18 protein-coding genes and 1 pseudogene are annotated in these 21,545 nt (G+C 67.2%); 11 read left to right on the plus strand and 8 right to left on the minus strand.

Annotated elements, in window-relative coordinates; all coding sequences use genetic code 11:
* Positions 1–176 precede the first annotated feature (176 nt).
* From FBX97_RS23585 to FBX97_RS23595, 3 genes and pseudogenes are all read left to right on the plus strand, one after another.
* Positions 177–1,466 (plus strand): annotated as a pseudogene (locus FBX97_RS23585) (paraquat-inducible protein A); the annotation flags it as partial.
* Positions 1,463–3,124, plus strand: coding sequence for an intermembrane transport protein PqiB (locus FBX97_RS23590; protein WP_255517610.1), 1,662 nt, complete (start codon positions 1,463–1,465; stop codon positions 3,122–3,124). The pseudogene FBX97_RS23585 and the gene FBX97_RS23590, both read left to right, overlap by 4 nt.
* Positions 3,121–3,714: a membrane integrity-associated transporter subunit PqiC gene (locus tag FBX97_RS23595; RefSeq protein ID WP_141837308.1), complete on the plus strand. Its 594-nt coding sequence runs from the start codon at positions 3,121–3,123 to the stop codon at positions 3,712–3,714. The genes FBX97_RS23590 and FBX97_RS23595 overlap by 4 nt, the downstream gene beginning before the upstream one ends.
* Positions 3,715–3,724: 10 nt before the next feature.
* Here FBX97_RS23595 and FBX97_RS23600 read toward each other — a convergent pair whose 3' ends face one another.
* The 5 genes from FBX97_RS23600 to FBX97_RS23620 form a co-directional block, all read right to left on the minus strand.
* Positions 3,725–4,264: a hypothetical protein gene (locus FBX97_RS23600; protein ID WP_141837310.1), complete on the minus strand. Its 540-nt coding sequence runs from the start codon at positions 4,262–4,264 to the stop codon at positions 3,725–3,727.
* Positions 4,265–4,379: 115 nt separating this feature from the next.
* Positions 4,380–4,808, minus strand: a complete 429-nt coding sequence (locus FBX97_RS23605) for a hypothetical protein (RefSeq protein ID WP_141837312.1) — start codon at positions 4,806–4,808, stop codon at positions 4,380–4,382.
* A gap of 14 nt (positions 4,809–4,822) precedes the next feature.
* Positions 4,823–6,064: a metal-dependent hydrolase gene (locus tag FBX97_RS23610; protein WP_141837315.1), complete on the minus strand. Its 1,242-nt coding sequence runs from the start codon at positions 6,062–6,064 to the stop codon at positions 4,823–4,825.
* A gap of 118 nt (positions 6,065–6,182) precedes the next feature.
* The gene (locus tag FBX97_RS23615) at positions 6,183–6,779 is read right to left on the minus strand and encodes a 4-phosphopantetheinyl transferase (protein ID WP_141837317.1); all 597 of its coding nucleotides are present in this window, start codon (positions 6,777–6,779) and stop codon (positions 6,183–6,185) included.
* 2 nt (positions 6,780–6,781) lie between these two features.
* Positions 6,782–10,828 (minus strand): Pls/PosA family non-ribosomal peptide synthetase, encoded by a 4,047-nt coding sequence (locus tag FBX97_RS23620; protein WP_141837319.1) that lies wholly within the window; start codon positions 10,826–10,828, stop codon positions 6,782–6,784.
* A gap of 227 nt (positions 10,829–11,055) precedes the next feature.
* Here FBX97_RS23620 and FBX97_RS23625 point away from each other — a divergent pair, with 227 nt between their 5' ends.
* Together FBX97_RS23625 and hemN are read left to right on the plus strand one after the other, a co-directional pair.
* Positions 11,056–12,618 (plus strand): PAS domain-containing methyl-accepting chemotaxis protein, encoded by a 1,563-nt coding sequence (locus FBX97_RS23625; protein ID WP_141837321.1) that lies wholly within the window; start codon positions 11,056–11,058, stop codon positions 12,616–12,618.
* Positions 12,619–12,736: 118 nt separating this feature from the next.
* Positions 12,737–14,134: an oxygen-independent coproporphyrinogen III oxidase gene (hemN, locus tag FBX97_RS23630; protein ID WP_141837323.1), complete on the plus strand. Its 1,398-nt coding sequence runs from the start codon at positions 12,737–12,739 to the stop codon at positions 14,132–14,134.
* 134 nt (positions 14,135–14,268) lie between these two features.
* On the opposite strand, the gene FBX97_RS23635 is transcribed toward hemN, so the two are convergent.
* Positions 14,269–14,667 (minus strand): TraR/DksA family transcriptional regulator, encoded by a 399-nt coding sequence (locus FBX97_RS23635; protein ID WP_141837325.1) that lies wholly within the window; start codon positions 14,665–14,667, stop codon positions 14,269–14,271.
* Positions 14,668–14,820: 153 nt separating this feature from the next.
* Here FBX97_RS23635 and FBX97_RS23640 point away from each other — a divergent pair, with 153 nt between their 5' ends.
* The gene (locus tag FBX97_RS23640; RefSeq protein ID WP_255517611.1) at positions 14,821–15,399 is read left to right on the plus strand and encodes a GNAT family N-acetyltransferase; all 579 of its coding nucleotides are present in this window, start codon (positions 14,821–14,823) and stop codon (positions 15,397–15,399) included.
* Here FBX97_RS23640 and fnr read toward each other — a convergent pair.
* Together fnr and FBX97_RS23650 are read right to left on the minus strand one after the other, a co-directional pair.
* Positions 15,290–16,057, minus strand: a complete 768-nt coding sequence (fnr, locus tag FBX97_RS23645) for a fumarate/nitrate reduction transcriptional regulator Fnr (protein ID WP_141837327.1) — start codon at positions 16,055–16,057, stop codon at positions 15,290–15,292. The genes FBX97_RS23640 and fnr overlap by 110 nt on opposite strands.
* 41 nt (positions 16,058–16,098) lie before the next feature.
* Positions 16,099–16,611, minus strand: coding sequence for a DUF2721 domain-containing protein (locus tag FBX97_RS23650; RefSeq protein WP_185748720.1), 513 nt, complete (start codon positions 16,609–16,611; stop codon positions 16,099–16,101).
* 243 nt (positions 16,612–16,854) lie between these two features.
* Here FBX97_RS23650 and FBX97_RS23655 point away from each other — a divergent pair, with 243 nt between their 5' ends.
* From FBX97_RS23655 to FBX97_RS23675, 5 genes are read left to right on the plus strand one after another with little or no spacing between them, the layout of a single operon-like run.
* A complete protein-coding gene (locus FBX97_RS23655; protein WP_141837331.1) occupies positions 16,855–17,508 on the plus strand; it encodes a molecular chaperone in 654 nt (217 codons plus the stop codon).
* A gap of 8 nt (positions 17,509–17,516) precedes the next feature.
* Entirely contained in the window at positions 17,517–17,786 is a 270-nt protein-coding gene (locus FBX97_RS23660; RefSeq protein ID WP_255517612.1) for a formate dehydrogenase, read from the plus strand.
* Between the two features lie 14 nt (positions 17,787–17,800).
* Positions 17,801–20,620: a formate dehydrogenase subunit alpha gene (locus FBX97_RS23665; RefSeq protein WP_141837332.1), complete on the plus strand. Its 2,820-nt coding sequence runs from the start codon at positions 17,801–17,803 to the stop codon at positions 20,618–20,620.
* Between the two features lie 25 nt (positions 20,621–20,645).
* Positions 20,646–21,329, plus strand: a complete 684-nt coding sequence (gene fdh3B / locus FBX97_RS23670) for a formate dehydrogenase FDH3 subunit beta (protein ID WP_221631861.1) — start codon at positions 20,646–20,648, stop codon at positions 21,327–21,329.
* Complete coding sequence (locus FBX97_RS23675) at positions 21,326–21,538, plus strand: hypothetical protein (protein WP_141837334.1); 213 nt, start codon at positions 21,326–21,328, stop codon at positions 21,536–21,538. The genes fdh3B and FBX97_RS23675 overlap by 4 nt, the downstream gene beginning before the upstream one ends.
* The last annotated feature ends 7 nt before the right edge of the window (positions 21,539–21,545 follow it).

The following is a 21,545-nucleotide window of genomic DNA, read 5'->3' on the forward strand; positions in this document are numbered from 1 at the left end:
GCGGTTCTTACCCGAGCTGCATGGCGCCAACCGTTCCGCACGCTATCGTGTGGGGGTTGCTGCATCAAAATAGTCATAATACAAATGACATCGCGATTATTTTTGGAGCCCCGTTTGCCATATCACCCCCCATTTTCTGCCCGTAAAGCCGGTCCCGCACCCGGGAAGCGTGCGTCCGCATGAGGGAAGGGGAACTGATCGGATGCCACGACTGCGGCCAGGTCTACCGCTGGCGGCCGCTGGCACGGCGTGAACGGGCGCGCTGTACGCAATGCCGCAAGGAACTGTATCGCTGGCAAGCTGCGGGACCGACGCCGCATCCGAACACGATGATGGCCGTCACCCTGGGCGCGGTGCTGGTGTGGCTGATCGCGCAGTGCTTCCCGATCGTCTCGCTGAACCTCGAAGGCATGGTCACCAGCGTCACCCTGCTGCAGTCGATCGGCGTGCTGTGGCACGAACGCATGCAGATCATCGCCGCGCTGGTGTTCTTTTGCGCGATCGTGTTCCCCTTGCTCGACCTCGGCGCCCTGCTGTACGTGGCGACCGGCCTGGCGCGCGGCCGGCGCGTGCCCGGCTTCGACCTGCTGCTGCGCATCGTGCAGGCGGCGCGCCACTGGGCCATGACCGAAGTGCTGATGATGGGCATCCTGGTCACCGTGATCAAGATGACCAGCCTGGCCAGGGTGGAGCCGCATCCGGGCCTGTTCGCCTTCGGGGCGCTGACGCTGCTGTCGGCGCTGGCCATGCGCTACGAGCCGCGCGCCCTGTGGGCACTCGGCGACCAGGTGGCGCCGCGCCGCATGCAGCGGGTGCTGCCGGCGCCCGGCACGCCGACCGAATACGTCAGCTGCCACGCCTGCGGCCTGGTCAACCTGTGCGCCTGCCACGGCCCGGCGGCGCGCTGCGCGCGCTGTGCGACGCGGCTGCACCGGCGCATTCCGGACAGCATCAGGCGCACCTGGGCACTGCTGATCTCTGCCGCGCTGCTGTACATCCCGGCCAACATCCTGCCGATCATGTACACCACCTCGCTCGGCAGCGGCAGCGAGGGCGACACCATCATGAGCGGCGTCAAGCTGTTCTGGGACACCAATTCGCGCGGGCTGGCGATCATCATCTTCGTTGCCAGTATCTTCGTGCCGGTCGGGAAGCTGCTGGCATTGACCGTGCTGGTCGTCACCGCGCAATTCCGCTCGCGCCGGGCGCCGCTCAGGCGTACCCGGCTGTACCGCATCGTCGAGTTCATCGGCCGCTGGTCGATGCTCGACATCTTCGTCGTGACCCTCACCGTCGCCCTGGTGCGCTTCAACGCCGTCGCCACCATTACCGCCGGTCCCGGTGCGCTGGCCTTCGGCGTCGTCGTCGTGCTGACGATGTTCGCATCGAGCCAGTTCGACCCGCGCCTGATCTGGGACCCGATCGACCCCGGGAGCGACGCTCGTAAAGAAGGAGAAAGAACATGATTGACCAGGATGGCGGCAACGCCCCTGCGACCCAGGCAGCGCCGCCGCAGGCGCGGCAGATGCCGGAACCGCCCCCGCCCGAGATCGACAAGCCGAACCGCTGGCTGCCGTCGCTGATCTGGCTGATCCCGCTGCTGGCCGCGATCATCGGCGCTACCCAGGTCGTGACCTGGCTGTTCGACAAGGGACCGTCGATCACGGTCAGCTTCGCCACCGGCGAAGGACTCGAAGCCGGCAAGACCAAGGTCAAGTTCAAGGAAGTCGACATCGGCCAGGTGACCAAGGTGACGCTGGGGCCGGACGGCAACCGGGTCGTCGCCACGATCCAGATGGCCAAGGAAGCTGAACGCTTCACCGCCGTCGACACCAAGTTCTGGGTGGTGCGGCCGCAGATCGGCACCAGCGGCGTCACCGGCCTCGGCACACTGCTGTCGGGTGCCTACATCGGCGCCGCCGCCGGCACTTCCAAGGAAACCAATACCAGCTTCGTGGGACTGGACAAGGCGCCCGCGGTCCCGCCCGGCCTGAAGGGACGCGAATTCAAGCTGCACGGCGACAGCCTCGGCTCGCTGGCGGCCGGTGCGCCCGTGTATTACCGGCGGGTGCGCGTCGGCCAGATCGCCTCGGCCAAGCTCGATCCGGCCGGCAAGGGTGTCGATTTGTCGGTCTTCATCGAAGAACCCTACATCGGCCTGGTGGGCGCCGACACGCGCTGGTGGCACGCCAGCGGCGTCGACGTGCGCCTCGACGCCAACGGCTTCAAGCTGAACACGCAATCGCTGGCGACGCTGGTCACCGGCGGCATCGCCTTCGAATCGCCGAGCGGCGAAAAGCCCGCGGCCCCGGCCAGCGCCGACACCACCTTCCTGCTGGCCAACGACCGCAACGCGGCGCTGCGCCCGCCGGATGGCCCGGCCGTCACCACGATCATGTACTTCGACCAGTCGCTGCGCGGGCTGGCGGCCGGCGCCCCGGTCGATTTCCGCGGCATCGTGCTGGGCGAGGTGCGCACGGTCGGCATCGAGTACGACCCGGTCCGCAAGAAATTCCGCATGCCGGTGACGGCCGACCTGTATCCGAGCCGCCTCGGCCAGTCGGTGCTGAATGCGCTCGGCACCGACGCCGCCACCTCCGAACAGGCGCTGGCGCAGATGGTCACGCGCGGCTTCCGCGCCCAGTTGCGCACCGGCAGCCTGCTCACGAACCAGCTGTACCTCAACCTCGACTTCTTCCCGAAGGCGCCCAAGGTCAAGCCGGCCACGCTGGCCGCCGCCCCCGGCGTACTCGTGCTGCCGACGGTGCCGGGTCCGCTCGACGAATTGCAGAGCCAGCTGTCGCGCATCGCCGGCAAGCTCGACAAGATTCCGTTCGACGAGATCGGGAATAACCTGAACAAGACGCTGCAGCAGGCCAACGCGATGATCGCCCGCCTGGACGGCAAGGTGCTGCCGGAAATGCAGGAAGCGCTGAACGCCGCCAAGAAGACCCTGTCCAGCGCCGACGCCCTGCTGCAGCAGGATTCGCCGCTGCAATCCGAGCTGCGCCAGACGCTGCAGGACGTGCAGGGCACGGTGGAATCGCTGAACTCGCTGTCCGATTACCTCGAACGCCATCCGGAATCGCTGATCCGCGGCAAAGCAAAGGAGAAAAGCAAATGAGATCGATCCAGGCTGCGGCTTGCATCGGGATGGCCGCGCTGCTGGCGGCGTGCGCCACGACCGACAGCGACCATTTCTATACCCTGAACGGCCCGGCCGCGCCGGCGCCTACGGTCCAGGCCGCCGCACGGCCGGTCTATATCGAGATGCTGGCAGTGAACGTGCCGGCCCAGGTCAAGCGCAAGGAGCTGGTGGTCACCACCGGCGCCGGCCTGGTCGACATGCTCGACCACCACCGCTGGATCGGGCCGCTGGCGGACGAGATCGGCCACGCGCTGTCGCTGCAGGTGAGCGCCGAGCTCGGCGCGATCGATGTCTACCGCACCCCGTACCCGGCCGGGGCGGCGCCGTACCGGATCAGCACCAACGTCCAGCGCTTCGAGTCGGTGCCGGGGCAGTATGCGCTGGTCGACGCCACCTGGAGCGTGCGCCAGGTCGGCAGCGAGACCGTGCTGACCTGCCGCAGCGTGCTGCGCGAACCGGTGGGGCAGGGCTACGACGCGCTGGTGGCCGGCCACCGGGCGGCACTGGCCAAGCTGGGGAGTGCGATGGCGGCCGCGGTGCGCAAGGGGCCGGGCGCCGGCTGCTGACCGTACTACCTCAGACGCTGCGCAGCAGGGCGACCGCGGTCAGCCACAGGATGGCGCCGGTCGCCAGCAATGCCAGGGCCACGCCGTTGACGGCGCCGCCGGCCAGCAGGGCAGTACAAGCGACCACGACCAGCGCGGCCGCCGTCAGGTTGTAGGCGCGGTAGCCGAACAGCCTGGCCAGCGGAAAGAAATGCAGTCCCACGACCAGGATCACGGCCGGCAGGATCCAGGCCACATGCCCGGTCAGGTTCAGCAGCAGCACCGCCAGGCCGATGCTCGACCATTGCACGGCGTTGACCACCATGAAACCCTTGCGTACCCGCCGGCTCGCGGCGGCGTCGCCGGTCGCGGTGAAGCTGCGGCGGCGTGCGCGGAAGGTTGCGATGGCCCATGCCGTCATCAGCAGTGCCGCGATCGCGATTGCCGCCAGCAGCGGCAGGTTGGGGCCGGCATACGCGATGCTGGCGCCGCACAGCCAGGTGGCACCGAACAGGGACAGGAAGATGCCGCCCAGCGCCATGCTGGGGTGGTACGGGCTGGCAGGGATCACGGATGGCCTTTGCGTAGTCAGATGATGCAAGTTGGAGTCGATGAAATGCAGAAACGATACCAGACCTGTCATGCCAGAAATGCACACATTTCCACCAGCTGACCGGAGTAGGGCGTCAGGCGCCCGGGTTCCGAAAACAATTGTCGGGTCGAAAAACGGGGTCGAATACGCGCGCCTTGTCTTCAAAGCCATAGGACCAGCCGTACACCCGTGCGGCCTGCGCGAAGCATTGCTCGATCCACTTCCTGTAGGCTTCCATCAGGGGCGGAAAATCGTTGAAGCACACTTCGATGCTGTCGTAGCAGCGGCTGCGGATGTCGAACCAGTGCTGCATGAAATACAGCAGGTAGTGGGTCTGGTCGGCCGTATCCCTGGACACGGCACCGGCCTCGAACATGAGCGCATTGCGCGGCCGGTCTTCGGCCATCCGGAAATGTTTGGCGCTCAGCCGGCCAACGCGCTCTGCATACGGCGCCGTTTTCGCCAGCTCGGCCAAGGCCGCAATCTCGGCGAAGGTCAGGTTATCTCTGATTACGAACGGCATCGGCGGATTCCCATTCAATGGGCGCTGCCGAGCAGGTCGGCACGCGGATAGGTCCAGTCCGGCACCGGATGCGGGCAGGGCGTGTCCGCCTGCGCCGCGATCTCCATGGTCGAGAAATTCGTGCTGCCGACCGGGCCCCAGCGCACGTCGGTGGCCAGGCCGCCGGCAATCGAGGGCGCCCGTGCGAAGCGCAGCCAGGCGTTCACGTGGCAATCGCGCGCCAGCGACTGCAGCTCGGCCAGGCTTTCGCGACGGTCGCCCAGCCAGGCCAGTTGCGGCGTCGCGTCTTCCGACGCGCGGCCGGCGATCGGCGCCGGGCAGGCGCGCACCGGATCGATGCCGGGCGCGACGCTGAGCAGGCCGCGCCGCAGGTGGTAGCTGCCGCCGGCGTCGTCGCGCGCCACCGTCACGAAGGACCAGCACAGCGGATTGGCGGGGTAGGCGGACAGTGCGGTGTCGAGCAGGCGCTCGCCCGGATCGAGGGTGCGCACGGCGGCCGCCAGCACGCTGCGCGCCTGCTGCAGCGCCACCGCCTGCACGCCGATAAAGGCGAGCGACACCGCCAGCCCGGCCGCCAGCGCCAGCCGGCCGCGCGCGCCGTGGCGTTCGTGCGCATGGCGCGTCACCCAGGCCAGCACCAGGCCGATCGCGACCAGGGCCGCCAGCGAACCCCATTGCAGGAAGCCGAGCAGGGTGGCCACCACCGGGATCAGGACCATCAGGCCGAGGAACAGCCAGCGCAGCCGCGGCCGCGGCACGATGGCCGCGAGCGGCGCCCCGAACGCGAACCAGAACACCGGCTCGACGATGAACACCAGGTCGCCGTAATACCAGTGGGTGTTCCAGGGCCAGAACGGGTGCACCCCGTAGACGTTCATGCCGTCCATCGACAAGTGCAGCAGCAGGCCGGCACAGGCCGCGATGACGGCGCCCCAGCGCGCAGTGGCACTGACCTGCAGCAGCCGGCGCGCGTTCGGCCACAACAGCCAGACCAGGGCCAGCAGCACGAGCACTTCGCCCAGCGCCGCCAGCAGCGTGTGGGTATGGCCGCGGTGGTGCAGCAGGTAGCCGAGCGGCGCCGGCAGGATGCGGGTATAGACCAGGTCGAGGTCCGGGAAATTGCTGGCCAGGCAGCCGACCGTCAGCAGCATGCGCTGGCGCGTGCGCTCGCGGGCGGTGTCGGGTTCCGGCGGCAGGCTGCGGTCGATCAGGGCGCCGATGCCGAGGCCGACGACCGAGTGAGTAATATTGTCCATGCTGCAATCTTACCTTGAACGCAAGCTTGGCAGGATTCGGATGAACCCGTGCGAGCTCGTCCCAAGTATTGCAACTAATCGACAAGCGGCGTCACGAACTAATTAAAAGCGCGGCCAGTCAGGCAGCGTCCGCAGCCACGGCCAGGTAACCGACGTAGCCAGCCGGCAGCGCCAGCGGAAAACAGCGACAGGCTTGCAGCACCGGCGCGCGCTCGGCACGCCACTCGTCCAGTTGCAGGCCGAGGCATTTCAGGCGCGCCTCGTGTTCGCTCCAGGCGCGCGCAAACCCGGCATCGCGCGCCGCAAAGGGCAGGGCGGCAAGCTGGGCCGCGACGGCCGGTCCGAGATAGTCGCGCGCCACCGGCTCCCAGTCCGGCACCGGCACGACCTGGCTGACGTCGATGCCGACCGCGCCGCCGTCGGCGCGGAACGCGGCCACCGAGAGCTCGCCATCGTGGCTGATCGCGAGCGCGATGCGGCGTTCGCCGCCATCCAGGGCTGCAGTCGCCCAGGGTGCGGCACCTTCGGGCGAACGCAGCCCGATGCGATCCGGACCGACGCCGCAATGCGCCGCCAGCGCGGCTGCCAGGGCGGCGCGGATGCGCAGCCGGGCCGTCTCGCGGTCCGGCTGGCCAGGCACGCCGATCACGCGCACGCCGCCCGGCCCTTCATGGACGGGATCGCCGGGCCAGGCTGGCGTGACGGGCGCGTCCATGCTCACCCCGCCGCCCGCAAGGGTGCCGCCGGCAAGCCGCTCCAGCTGGTCGCCGCCGGAATGTGCTCGCCCTTCATCACCAGCGTCAGCGGTCCGAGGCGCGCGTTGTCGCCGACCTTGGCGCTGTACAGCACGGTGCCGCGCGGGCCGACGTAGACCTTGCTGCCGATGTCGACACGGTCGATCTTCATCACCCGGTCTTCGAACAGGTGGGTCTGCGGGCAGGACAATGCATTCAGCTCGCTGTGGTCGCCGATGTGGACGCAGTCGAATTCCGTGATGTCGGTGGTGTCCATGTACACGCCCTTGCCGATGCGGCAGCCGAGCAGGCGGAAGGCGACCGGCAGCCACGGCGTGCCGCGCAGGTAGCGCATGAAGTTCGGCACCGCGATGCCTTCGTACATATTGGTCACGCCTTCGGACAGCCACACGAAGGGCGTCCACATCGGTTCCGCGCGTTTCTGGTAGCGGCCCAGCAGCAGCCATTTGAAGGCGAGCACGAACAGGTAGTTGCCGACGCCGAAGGCCAGGCCGATCAGCGCCAGGTACCAGACCACCTCGCCCCAGCGCCCCTGGCCGGCGATCGGCATCAGGTCCAGCACCACCGTGTAGCCGACCGCGATCACCACCGCGTGCGGCGCCACGATGCGGAAGGCTTCCACCAGCGCGCGGCCGAAGCGGCGCAGCGGCGAGGGGCGGTAGGTCAGGTGTTCCGGGTAGCCGCTGACCTGTTCGCGCGCCGGCAGGTGGATCGGGGGCGATCCCAGCCAGGTGTCGCCGCCGGTCATGCGTTCGTTGGCCGGGGCGTGGGTGTGCACGCCGACCAGCACGCCTTCCGGCAGGATGGTGCCGTCCGGGATGTAGCTGCCGTTGCCGACGAAAGAGCGGTTCGAGACCACGGTGGGCTCCATCGTCATCCAGCCGCCGTCGATCTGTTCGTCGCCCAGCATCACGGCGTCGGCGATGAAGGTTTCGTCGCCCAGGGTCAGCATGTCGGGTACCACGCCCAGCGCGGTCGAGATCTCGGCGTCGCGTCCGACCTTGGCGCCCAGCAGGCGGTACCAGAAGGGCGCGTACACGGTGGCGTAGATGCCGTGCAGGACATTCAGGCTGGATTCCTGGATGTGGCTGACCAGCCACTTCTTGCAGTAGGCGTTCGAGTGCACCGCGGAGCGGCCCGGCTGCATGCGCGGCAGGAAGCCCCAGCGGATCCCGGCCGACACCAGCATGGTCAGGAAGATCAGCACCGCGCTGGCCGGCAGCGCCAGCACGAAGTAGCGCACCAGCTGCCCCTGGATGGTACTGGCCTGCAGCCAGGCCAGGGTGCCGCGTTCGTCGAACCAGTCGATCAGGACGAAGCTCGGGAACACCGGCATGAAGAACAGGGTCGCCACCAGCAGGATGCCGAACACGAAGAACAGCGCTTCCCCGGCCAGGCGCCGCCGGCTGGCGCGCGGGCGCGGCGGCAGGGTCGACGGGTCGAAGGCGCCGGCGTCGCGCGCGGGCGAGCCGTTCCAGATGCGGTTGGCCGGCACCACGGCGCCGTCCTGCAGCGCCGACTGACCCTCGAGGTGGCCGCGCCGCTCGACCCGTGTGTTCCCTTCCAGGATCGCGTACGAGGACACGAAGGCGTCGTCTTCCAGCGTGACCGCGCCCAGGATCAGGCGTCCGCGCTCGACCCGCGCGTTCTCGAAGTTCACCGCGTTGCCGATGCTGACGTTGTCGCCGAAGTGCAGCAGTTCCGGCGCGCGCACCGTCATCGAACCGATCACGACGTCGCGGCCGATCCTGGCACCCAGCAGGCGCAGCCACCAGGCGTACAGCGAGGAACCGGCCAGCAGGTAGGTCGGCGCCGCCTCGACCAGGCGGTCGGCCAGCCACCAGCGGAAATACGTCCTGCCCCACAATGGGTAGACACCCGCTTTCAGACGGCCGGCCACCAGCCATTTGCCGCCGATGGCGAGCACGAATTCCATGACCGTCGCCAGCAGGAACACGCCGATCGACGCCGCGATCGCGCGCGGGATCTTGTCGCCCGGGTCGCCGGTCATGAAGTGGTAAGTAAAGAAGGGCGCCAGCCACTGCGCCATGCGCAGCGTGACCAGCACCGGCACCGTCGCCAGCTGGGCCAGGCCGCACAGCCAGCGCCGCGCCGCCGGCGGCGGAGTCCAGTCGTCTTCCATCGCGGCGGTGCCTGCGGCCTGGTCCAGGCTCGAGGCGATCGCGCCGATCTGCCGCTGCTGGTAGATGTCGCGCACCGTCATGTGGGCGAAGCGCGGGTCCTGGCGCAAGGCGGTGGCCAGGCGCGCGGCAAAGAAGGAGTGGCCGCCGAGGTCGGAAAAGAAATCCTGCTCGCGCCGGATCGCCTGGCCCGGGAACAGCCCGGCCAGTGCCGCGAACAGGGCTTCCTCGCCGGGCGTCTCGGGCGTATCGGATTCGGCCGGGTCGCTCGGCAGCGGCGCACTCAGGGCCATCGCCTTCAGGGACTTGCGGTCGATCTTGCCCGAGGTCAGGCGCGGCATCACGCTCAGGACTTCGAAGCGGCTCGGCACCATGTAGGGCGGCAGGCGGCCGGACAATGCGCGACGCAATGTGGCCGGGGCCAGCTGTTCGCCGGTGGCGCCCGCGGCCGGCACCAGGTAGGCCACCAGGCGGTCGATGCCGTCGTCCTTGCGCAGCAAGACGGCCGTGGTGCCGATGCCGTCCTGCTGGGCCAGTACCGCCTCGATCTCGCCCAGCTCGACCCGGAAACCACGGATCTTGACCTGGTCGTCGGTGCGGCCCAGGCACACCACCTGGCCGTCCGGCTCGATGCGTGCCAGGTCGCCGGTGCGGTACAGGCGCGCGTCGTCCATGCCCGAGGCCCACGGGTTGGGCAGGAATTTTTCGGCCGTCAGGTCGGGGCGGCCCAGGTAGCCGGCCGACAGGCCGGGGCCGGTGATGCACAGTTCCCCGGTATCGCCGCGCGGAAGGATCTGCAAACCCTTGTCGGTTTCGGTGGAGATGACCAGCAGGCCGTAGTTCGGCAGCGGATCGCCGATCGTGATCGTGCGCCCCGGTTCCATGCGCGCCAGGCTGGCCGACACCGTGGCCTCGGTCGGGCCGTAGGTATTGAACATCGTGCGGCCGGGCTTCGAGAAGCGCTCGACCACGGTTTCCGGGCACATCTCGCCGCCCAGGTTGATGATGCGCAGGCCCGGCACGTCCTCGGCGAACAGCGACAGCAGGGTCGGTACCGCGTGCAGCACGGTGACGCCGTTTTCCGTCAGGAGGCGCGGCAGCGCTTCCGGATCGCCCGCGCTTTCCTTGGGGCCGAGCCAGAGGGTGGCGCCGACCAGCCAGGAAATCCAGATCTCCTCGAACGACATGTCGAAGGCGACCGAGAAGCCCTGGTAGACGCGGTCGTCGGCACGCACGCCCAGCACCTCGTTTTCGCTGCGCAGGAAGTGGCAGATGCTGCGCTGGTCGATCAGGATGCCTTTCGGCTTGCCGGTCGAGCCCGAGGTGTAGATCACGTAGGCCGGTGCACTGCCCGGCACGGCGCCGCGGCGCTGCAGCACGTAGCCGTCAGCGGCCGGCAGCAGCAAGTCCTCGGCCATGTGTAGCGGCCGGGTCGCGCCAGGCTGCGTGACGCCGCCGAGGCGCTCGCGCATCCGTTCGCTGCTGACCAGCGCCGGCGAGCCGGCATCCTCCATGCACACCAGCAGGCGCTCGACCGGCGTGTCTTCGTCGACCGGCAGCCAGGCGGCGCCGGTCTTGGCGATCGCCGCTTGCATGATCAACAACTCGATCCCGCGCGGCATCCACAAGCCGACGATGTCGCCCGGCCCGATACCTGCCTCGATCAGCCGGGAAGCGGCCAGGCTGGCCTGCTCGTCGAGTTCGCGATAGCGCAGCCGGCGTTCGCCGGACACCAGCGCCAGCTGCTCGGGCGCCCGGCGCGCACTGGCTTCCAGCAGGTCGGCCAGGATTTCGTTGCGCAGCAGCTCGGGCTGGTGTGGTCCATACAGGACGTCGGGGTGCCGCGTCAGGGAAAGGTGATCGTTCATCGACGCTAAATGAGGGTAAGCATGGGTTTAAGCAAGGCCGTTGTGCAGTTAAAAACATTGGTCTGCAATCATTGCGCGCAGCGTAACTCATTTTGAACCCAGCCACGAAACCGTCTGTTTTTTTCTTCACATACGCAGGTTTCATTCGCGTTTTTGATCTAAGTCAAGGAAAATAGTTGCCGTGAGTCCATAAAATTACCATGTTTCACAAGAATTAAGGATTACCTGTGCGTACCAACCTGCCGGTCACCGGCATCGAATACCTGCTCCAGGATGGCCAGTCGATCGTCTCCAAGACCGACACCAAAGGCCGCATTACCTACGTCAACCCGGCCTTCATCGAAGTCAGCGGTTTCGCCGTCGACGAATTGCTGGGCAAGGCGCACAACATCGTGCGCCACCCGGACATGCCGCCGGAAGCCTTCGCCGACCTGTGGGCCACGCTGCAGGCCGGCGAACCCTGGACCGGCATGGTCAAGAACCGCCGCAAGAACGGCGATTTCTACTGGGTGGTGGCGAACGTGGTGCCGGTCAAGGAAAACGGCCGCGTGGTCGGCTACATGTCGGTCCGCACCCGGCCCGGGCGCGACCAGGTCAAGGCGGCCGAAGCGCTGTACCGGCGCTTCCGCGAGAAGAAAGCCGAGGGACTGGCGATCCGCCGCGGCGCCGTGGTCAAGTCCGGCTGGGCGGCGCGCCTGCTGGCCCTGCGCAGCATGCCGCTGGGACGGCGCCTCGGCCTGATGCTGGGTTCGCAGTCGGCGCTGCTGCTGGCGCTGGCCGCCGCCACCGGCGGCATCGTGTGGCGCGTGCTGGCCGGCGCCGGCGCGGTCCTGACGCTGCTGGCCTGGGCCGAGCTGCAGCGCGCCATCGTGGCGCCGCTGGGCCAGGCGCGCGACGCCGTCAATGCCCTGGCCGGCGGCGACCTGTCGCACATGCCGCCGAGGGGCCGCGACGACGAAATGGGCAGCTTGCTGCTGGCGCTGCGCCAGCTGAACGTGAACCTGACCGCGATCGTCGGCGACGTGCGCGCCAACGTCGGCTCGATCGAAGCGGCCACGCGCGAGATCGCCACCGGCAACCACGACCTGGCCCAGCGCACCGAAGCCCAGGCCGCGAGCCTGGAGCAGACCGCCGCCAGCCTGGCGCAGGTGGCTGCCGCGGCCGGACAGAACGTCGACAGCGCGGTCCGCGCCGACGGCCTGGTCGGCGCCGCCTCCAGCGTCGCCGGGCGCGGCGGCGATGCGGTGCAGGCGGTCGGCGCCACCATGGGCCAGATCAGCGGCTCGGCCACCCGCATCGTCGACATTATCGGCCTGATCGACGGCATCGCCTTCCAGACCAACATCCTGGCGCTGAACGCGGCGGTGGAAGCGGCGCGCGCCGGCGAGCAGGGGCGCGGTTTCGCGGTGGTGGCGGGCGAGGTGCGCAGCCTGGCCCAGCGCTCCGCCGGCGCGGCCAAGGAAATCAAGGCGCTGATCGAGGATTCGGTGCAGAAGGTCGGCCAGGGCAACGACCAGGTCGGCAACGCCGGCCAGACCATGCGCGAAGTGGTGGCCTCGGTGCAGGACGCCGCCGTCATCATGCACGGCATCACGCTGGCCTCGCGCGAGCAGGGGCAGGGCATCGCCCAGGTGAATGCGGCGATGGCGGAACTGGATGCGATCACGCGCCAGAACGCGGCGCTGGTCGAGGAATCGGCGGCGGCATCGTCCAGCGTGGCGGAGCAGGCGGCGCATCTGTCGCAGGCGCTGGATGTCTTCAAGATCGACACGCGTTCGCTTACTGCTTAAATAAAGGGGCTCGGCGGTTTTTGATGTAAGTCAAAGATTTAGCTGAGCCCGCTCAATAAACTCCTCGTATAGATTTCCACCTGGCATGGGTCATGTGGATCACAAGGAGTTAGTTGACATGAAACTGCACGACCTGCCGGTAGTCGAATTCGACGCCGAGCTGATTGCCCGCCTCGGCAAGTCCGGCCCCCGCTACACCTCCTACCCGACCGCCGACCGCTTCGGCGACAGCTTCGGCTACCGCGATTTCCTGCATGCCGTGGCCGACCGCCGCACGCGTGCCGGCGTCCGGCCGCTCTCGCTGTACCTGCACATCCCGTTCTGCGACACCGTCTGCTACTACTGCGCCTGCAACAAGATCGTCACCAAAAAGCGCGACAAGGCCGCCACCTACCTGGCCTACCTGAAGCGCGAGGTCGAGATGCAGGGGCGGCTGTTCGCCGGCATGAATGAAGTCGAGCAGCTGCATTTCGGCGGCGGCACGCCGACCTACCTGTCGGACGCGCAGATGGGCGAGCTGATGGACCACCTGCGGCGCTGCTTCCGTTTCGCCGGCGATGCCGCCGGCGAGTATTCGATCGAGGTCGATCCGCGCACCGTGTCGCCGGAACGCGTGCACAGCCTGCGCCGCCAGGGCTTCAACCGCATCAGCCTCGGCGTGCAGGATTTCGACGGCGCGGTCCAGCAGGCGGTCAACCGCATCCAGCCGGAGGAGGAGACGCGCGCCATCATCGCCGCCGCGCGTGCCGCCGGCTTCCGTTCGGTCAGCATCGACCTGATCTACGGCCTGCCGAAGCAGACCCCGGCCACGATGGACGCCACGCTGGACAAGGTCATCGCGGCCGACCCGGACCGCATCGCGGTCTACCATTACGCCCACATGCCGCAGCTGTTCAAGCCGCAGCGCCGCATCCTGGACGCCGACATGCCCGACAGCGATACCAAGCTGCAGATGCTGCAGCTGTGCATCGAGCGCCTGGGCCGCGCCGGCTACGTCTACATCGGCATGGACCATTTCGCCAAGCCCGGCGACGATCTGGCCCTGGCCCAGCGCCAGGGCCGCCTGCACCGCAACTTCCAGGGCTATTCGACCCACGCCGACGCCGACCTGGTGTCCTGCGGGGTGTCCGCCATCAGCGCGGTCGGCGCCACCTACAGCCAGAACGCCAAGACGCTGGACGGCTATTACGACGCCCTCGACCGCAACGAACTGCCGGTGGCGCGCGGCGTGCGCCTGAGCATGGACGACGTGCTGCGGCGGACCGTCATCCAGAAACTGATGTGCCAGTTCGAACTGTCGATCCTGGCGCTGGAGCAGGCGTTTCCGATCGTGTTCCGGCGCTATTTCGAACGCGAGCTGGACGCGCTGGCGGCGCTCGAGCGGGATGGGCTGGTGAGCGTGGGGGAGGACTGGATCAGCGTGGGCATGAAGGGGCGGCTGCTGATCCGGAATATCTGCATGGTGTTCGACCGGTACCTGGACGTCGCGGAGCCGCGCCATTCGAAGACCGTTTGAGGTACTACGGACACGCTGTATGAGCGTCGCCCCTGCGCAGGCAGGGGCCCAAGTTTTGCGCTACACCACGAACTTGGGCCCCTGCCTTCGCAGGGGCGACGTTTACGCGCTAACAACGGAAGAGCAGGGCGGCCTCACATCGTCGGCCCGCGCCCCGATCCTTCTTCCTTCTCGATCCGCTCCTGGCACTGGATGCAGGTCTGCACCGTCGGCGTCGCCAGCAGGCGCTCTTCCGGGATGTCGCAGCCGCACACCACGCAGATGCCGGCGCCACCCGATTCCAGGCGGCCGATGGCGGCGTCGATCTCGTGCAGCATGTTGGTTTCGTGTTCGGCCAGGTGCTCTTCGTTATGGCTGAGCATTTCGCCGGCCGGGGCGTCGTCGTTCTGGCCCATGTGGGCATTCGGCGAGATCGCCGGGCGGTCGTCGGTGTCGCCGTCGGTGCGGGCGTGGACGGTGGCGAGGATGTCTTCGCGGCTCTGGCGCAGGCGTTTGCCGAGTTCTTCGTGGAGTTCTGGTGAGATTGGCGGCATAGGTAAGTCCTTGATACGTTATTGATCGCGTTGTTGATCGTCTTGATAACAGTCTAGCCGATGCCTGCCGGGAGGCGCGCACGCGCGGGGAAGTTGGCTTGTATTGACGGCCGTGATAGATTGATCGGCACCGATAGCGTACGAGGCCAGACGATGAGCATGCCATCCCAGCGCCCGGCCACCGAAGCCGACCTCGCGGCCCTCTGGGCGCTGCGCACCCGCGCCGTGAGGAGCAGCTGCGCAAGCCACTATCCGCCCGAGGTCATCGACATCTGGTCCGCCGCCGCGCCGCCGGCCACCATGCCCTTGCTGGTCCGGTCCGGCGGCGGCATCGTCGCGGAAGACGCGGGCCGGCTGCTCGGCTATGCCGTGCTGGATGCCGAGACCGGCGAAGTCGATGCGGTGTTCGTCGATCCCGGCGCGCACGGGCAAGGAATCGGGCGCGCCTTGCTGGCGGCGCTGGAAGCGATGGCGCGCGCCCAGGACGTCGACCGGCTGTTCCTGTCGGCGTCGCTGAATGCGGTGCCGTTCTACGAGCGCGCCGGGTTCCGCGCGCTGCGCGAGCGGCTGGTGCCGCACCGCAGCGGGATCGCGATCCGGGCGCTGCAGATGGAAAAACGGCTTACGCCATCGGGCTGCACTGCTCCGTACCCGCCGCCATTGCCTTCAACCGGGCCGGCTCCAGCAGCACGATCTCGCGCTTGTCCACCTGCACCAGTCCCATCTTCTTGAAGCGCGACAGCAGGCGGCTGACGCTCTCGATGGTCAGGCCCAGGTAATTGCCGATGTCCTCGCGCGACATGCGCAGCTGGAAGCGGGTCGGCGAGTAGCCGCGGGCGGCGTAGCGCGACGACAGGTTGACCAGGAACACGGCAAAGCGCTGCTCGGCGCGCATGTTGCCGAGCAAGAGCATGACGTTCTGCTCGCGCGTGATTTCCTGGCTCATGATGCGGTGGAAGTGGCGCAGCAGGGCCGGTACCTGGCCGAACAGCTCTTCCAGGCGCGCGAACGGGATCTCGCAGACTTCGCTGTCTTCCAGCGCCACCGCGTCGCAGTGGTGGCGGTCGCCGCTGATCGCGTCCATGCCCAGCAGTTCGCCCGCCATCTGGAAGCCGGTGATCTGGGATTCGCCGGCCGCATTCACCTGGTAGGTCTTGAAGTGGCCGAAGCGCACCGCGTACAGGTTGCGGAAGGGTTCGTCCATCGCATACAGGCGCTCGTCGCGCACCAGGCGCCGGCGGCGGCCGATGATCTGGTCGAGGCGCTCCATGTCGGCATCTTCGAGGCCCATCGGCAGGCACAGCTGGTGCATGCTGCAGGCCGAGCATTTGACCTTCAGCGCCTGGACGTTCAGCGGCTGCTCGATGGCAGGAAAATCGGGGGAGCTCATGGGAGGGTAAGGGCCGTCAATACCCCGCCATTATAGCCTGTTCACTTTCCGCCACCCAATGCATTCGAGGCCTTGTGGCCGCTGCGCGGCCTGGATGCCAGCGCGCGCAGTTCCGGAATGTCTTCCATTTCATGGTCGAGCGGCAGCTTGATCAGCCGGTTCTCGGCCACCACCAGCGCCGCCGACCAGATGATGGCGGCCAGTCCGGCCAGCGTGGTCAGCGTGCCCAGGTATTTCAGGAACGCGGGAGCGCCGAACATCGCGCTGAGGGCAGCGATGATCAGGGTGCCGATCAACAGCATCGCCGCATACAGGCCGAGGTCGAGGGCGCGGCGCATGTAGTCGACCCGTTCACGGTACAGCGCGATCTGGTCGCGTACCGTGTCCTTGCGCTTGCCCTCGATGCCGTGCCGGAAATCGCTGATCAGCTCGCGGTAGCGTGTGAACGCGGCGGTATAGCGTCCCTGCAGCAACTGCATGAACATCCAGGAGGCGAACACCAGGCCGGCGTTCGGGCCGACCGCTTCCATTACCTTGCTGAGTTCATAGTCCATTGCTTCCTCTAAGTTTTTCCGCTGCAATGCCATCGATCGATGCAGTGTGCATGGCACGGCCACGTCAAGCAAGCGTGCGCCCCCGTTCGTTACAAAACTGCGCGCTGGCGTTGCCCGTCGTCATGAATGCGGCGGGCATGCGCTGCCACCCAAGCCGGCTGCGCATGCAAGGCGGTTCAACCGTGCGCGTCCCGTCCTTACGAGCGTCTACACTTTCCGTAAGAATTTATTAACGGGAGAACCATGGTTCCTCAGCAGCCAGACGCATCCGTCAACCTGCCGCTCGGCGGCGAGGACCAGGCGCGCGCCGATTTCTACGCCTTGCTGGCGCGCCTGCTGCTGGCGCCACCGGACAGCGGTTTGCTGGCAGCCCTGGCCGAGTCGGAGCCGATCTCTGCCGCCGGCGAGTTCGCGCTGGAAGATGCCTGGCTGAAGCTGACCCAAGCCGCCAGCGTGGTCGACGCCGGCGCGGCGTCCGACGAGTTCACGCTGCTGTTCCTGAGCACCGGCAACCCGCTGCTGAATCCCTTCGGTTCCTTCTATCTCACCGGCCACCTGAACGACGTGCCGCTGGTCCAGCTGCGCCACGACCTCGCGCGCCTGCGCCTGGCACGCGCGCCGGGTGCTGGCGAGTCGGAAGATCACCTCGGCGCCCTGTGCGAAACCATGCGCGTGCTGATCCAGGGCGCCCCGGGCATCGGCCGGCAGCCGCTGCTGGCCCAGAAACAGTTTTTCGAAGCGCACATCCGTCCCTGGTATGCGGCCTGCCTGGCCGATATCGCGCATGCCGAGGGAGCGAATTTCTACCGCGTCGTGGCCGCCGTGGCCGACGCCTTCCTGTCGATCGAAGCCCAGGCCTTTTCGGTGCTGGATGCCGATGACCTGATTGCAGCCTGAGGACACACATGGACAAGGAACAGAAACCCGACCAAATGGACGAGAACGGCATTGCTGGATCGGGCAGGCCGGCCCGCAAGCCGGCCGGCGTACCCGATCCAGCCCGACGCAGCCTGCTGAAGGCCGCGCCGCTGTGCGCCCTGGCAGTGGCCGCCGCCGCTGGTGCCAAGGAAGCCGAAGCCCCGGCTGCCGCCCCGGCGCCAGACACGGCCAAGCCGCGCGGCTACCACGAGACCGAACACATCCGTAATTACTACCGCACCGCCGCCTACTGGTAAATCGAGGAACTCTCATGACCCTGGTGAAAACATCGCGCGACAGCGGCCTCAAGCGCCGCCGCTTCCTGGTCGGGGCCGGCGTCACCGCCGGCGCCGGCGCACTCGCGCGCCACCTGCCGCTGAACATGATGCAGCCGGCCACCGCCGCCGAGCCTGTGCAGGCCGAACCCACGACCGAGATCAAGCACACCGTCTGCAGCCACTGCTCGGTCGGCTGTTCGGTCGAAGCGGTGGTCAGCAACGGCGTCTGGGTGCGCCAGGAAGCGGCCTTCGATTCGCCCATCAACATGGGCGCCCACTGCGCCAAGGGCGCGTCGGTGCGCGAGCACGGCTTCGGCGAGCACCGCCTGCGCTATCCGATGAAGCTGGTCAACGGCAAGTACGAGCGCATTTCCTGGGACCAGGCCATCAACGAGATCGGCGACAAGCTGCTGCAGCTGCGCCAGCAGTCCGGTCCGGATGCGCTGATGCTGATCGGCAGCTCCAAGCACAGCAACGAGCAGGCTTACCTGCTGCGCAAATGGGTCTCGTTCTGGGGTAGCAACAACTGCGACCACCAGGCGCGCATCTGCCACTCGACCACGGTGGCCGGCGTGGCCCAGACCTTCGGCTACGGCGCGATGACGAACTCGTTCAACGACTTGCACTATAGCAAGGCCGTGCTGTTCATCGGTTCGAATCCGGCCGAGGCCCACCCGATCTCGATGCTGCACTTCCTGCACGCCAAGGAACTGGGCGCGAAGATGATCGTGATCGACCCGCGCTTCACCCGCACCGCGCGCTTCGCGCATCACTACGTGCGCGTGCGCCCCGGCACCGACATCCCGCTGGTGTGGGGCATCGTCTGGCACATCTTCGCCAACGGCTGGGAAGACAAGGAATTCATCGCCGCCCGCACCTACGGCATGGAAGACGTGCGCAAGGAAGTGGCGAAATGGACGCCGGAAAAGGTCACTGAAGTGACCGGCGTGCCGGAATCGGCGGTGCGCATGGCGGCCGAGATGCTCGCCACCAACCGGCCGTCGTCGGTGGTGTGGTGCATGGGCATCACCCAGCACCACGTCGGCACCGCCAACGTGCGCGCGCTCTCGATCCTCCAGCTGGTGCTGGGCAATATCGGCAAGCCGGGCGGCGGCGCCAACATCTACCGCGGCCACGACAACGTGCAGGGCGCAACCGACGTCGGCCCCAACGGCGACTCGCTGCCAGGCTACTTCGGCCTGGCCGAAGGCGCCTGGAAGCACTTCGCCAACGTCTGGGGCGTCGACTACGACTGGATCAAGTCGCGCTTCGGGTCCAAGGAGCTGATGGAAAAACCGGGCATCACGGTGTCGCGCTGGTTCGATGCCGTGCTCGAGGAAAACAAGTACATCGACCAGCCGAGCAACCTGAAGGCCGTCATCTACTGGGGCCACGCGCCCAACAGCCAGACCCGCCTGCCGGACATGAAGGCGGCGATGCAAAAGCTCGACATGCTGGTCGTGGTCGACCCGTACCCAAGCATGACGGCGTCGATGCACGGGCGCCAGGACGGCGTCTACCTGCTGCCGGCGGCGTCGCAGTTCGAATCGCAGGGTTCGGTGACGGCCTCGAACCGCTCGATCCAGTGGCGCGAGCGCGTGATCCAGCCGCTGTTCGAGTGCAAGACCGACCATGAAATCATGTACCTGTTCGCCAAGAAGCTCGGCTTCGGCGAACAGCTGGTCAAGAACATCAAGGTCGTGCACAACGAACCGGTGATCGAAGACATCCTGCGCGAGATCAACCGCTCGTGCTGGACCATCGGCTACACCGGCTGCTCGCCCGAGCGCCTCAAGCTGCACATGCAGAACAAGCACACCTTCAACCCGACCACGATGCGCGCCGACGATGGCCCGTGCAAGGGCGATTACTACGGCTTGCCGTGGCCGTGCTGGGGCACGCCGGAAATGAAGCACCCGGGCACGCCCATCCTGTACGATTTGACCAAGTCCGTGGCCGAAGGCGGCCTGCCGTTCCGCGCCAACTGGGGCGTCGAGCACAACGGCGAAAGCCTGCTGGCGGCCGACGGCTCGTTCACGAAGGACAGCGAGATCGACACCGGCTACCCCGAGTTCGACCACGTGTTCCTCAAGAAGTTGGGCTGGTGGGACGATCTCACGCCGGAAGAAAAGATCGCCGCCGAGGGCAAGAACTGGAAGACCGACCTGTCGGGCGGCATCCAGCGCGTGGTGATCTCGCACGGCTGCGCGCCCTATGGCAACGCCCGCGCCCGCGCCAACGTCTGGAACTTCCCGGACCCGGTGCCGACCCACCGCGAACCGCTGCTGTCGCCGCGGCGCGACCTGGTCGCCAAGTACCCGACCTACGACGACAAGGCCGCCTTCCTGCGCCTGCCGACGCTGTACAAATCGGTGCAGCAGGTCGACTTCTCGAAGGACTTCCCGCTGATCATGACCTCCGGCCGCCTGGTGGAGTACGAGGGCGGCGGCGAGGAAACCCGTTCCAACCCGTGGCTGGCCGAACTGCAGCAGAACATGTTCTGCGAAGTGAATCCCGAGGACGCCGCCCAGATCGGTGTCAAGCTGGGCGACTTCATGTGGGTCGAGACCCCGACCGGCGCGCGCCTGAAGCTGATGGCGATGGTGACCCAGCGGGTGCCGATCGGCATCGTCTGGATGCCGTTCCACTTCGGCGGCTGGTGGATGGGCGAAGACCTCGAAAAGCACTATCCGGAAGGCGGCGCGCCGACGGTGCGCGGCGAAGCCGTCAACACCGGCTGGACCTACGGCTACGATGCCGTGACGATGATGCAGGAAACCAAGGTATCGCTGTGCCGCCTGGTACGCGCCTAAGGAAAGAGCTGAGGAAGGAGCTGACATGACGGCACGAATGAAGTTCATTTGCGACACCGAACGCTGCATCGACTGCAACGGTTGCGTGACCGCCTGCAAGAACGAACACGAAACCCCGTGGGGCGTGAACCGCCGCCGCGTGGTCACGATCAACGACGGCATCCCCGGCGAGCGCTCGGTCTCGGTGGCCTGCATGCACTGCACCGACGCCCCCTGCCTGGCGGTGTGCCCGGTCAACTGCATCTACCACACCGAGGACGGCATCGTGCTGCACTCGAAGGACCAGTGCATCGGCTGCGGCTACTGCTATTACGCCTGCCCGTTCGGCGCGCCGCAGTTCCCCGAGACCGGCCTGTTCAACCACCGCGGCAAGATGGACAAGTGCACCTTCTGCGCCGGCGGCCCGGAACCGGACACCTCGGAAGCCGAATTCAAGAAATACGGCCGCAACCGCATCGCCGAAGGCAAGCTGCCGGCTTGTGCCGAGATGTGCGGCACCAAGGCCCTGATCGGCGGCGACGCCAACGTGATCGCCGACATCTACCGCCAGCGCGTCGAGACGCGTGGCTACGGGCCGGAACTGTGGGGCTGGAAGATCGCCTACGGCAAGCCGAAACGCGGCGGCGAGATCAAGGCCACCGGCGACGCGCCGCGCGAAAACCAGAACCTCAAGGATTCGCAGAACGATGCAGGGAGGATCCCGACATGAAACGCTTGTTGCTGTTGATCGTACCGCTGTGGGTGCTGACCGGCTGCCTCGAAGTCGAGCAGCACCCGAACTGGGTCAAGGGCCAGTACGCCGGCAAGAAGGACAACCGCCCATTCGAGGTGATGTTCCACAAGGACAGGCTGGCGTGGTGGGGCACGGTTGCCAACCGCAACATGCACCAGAACGAATACAACCGGGCCAACCCGTAAAGGAACC

Origin of the sequence: Herbaspirillum sp. SJZ107 (genome assembly GCF_006715485.1) — a bacterium.
In the GTDB taxonomy this organism is placed as follows: Bacteria; Pseudomonadota; Gammaproteobacteria; order Burkholderiales; family Burkholderiaceae_D; genus Telluria.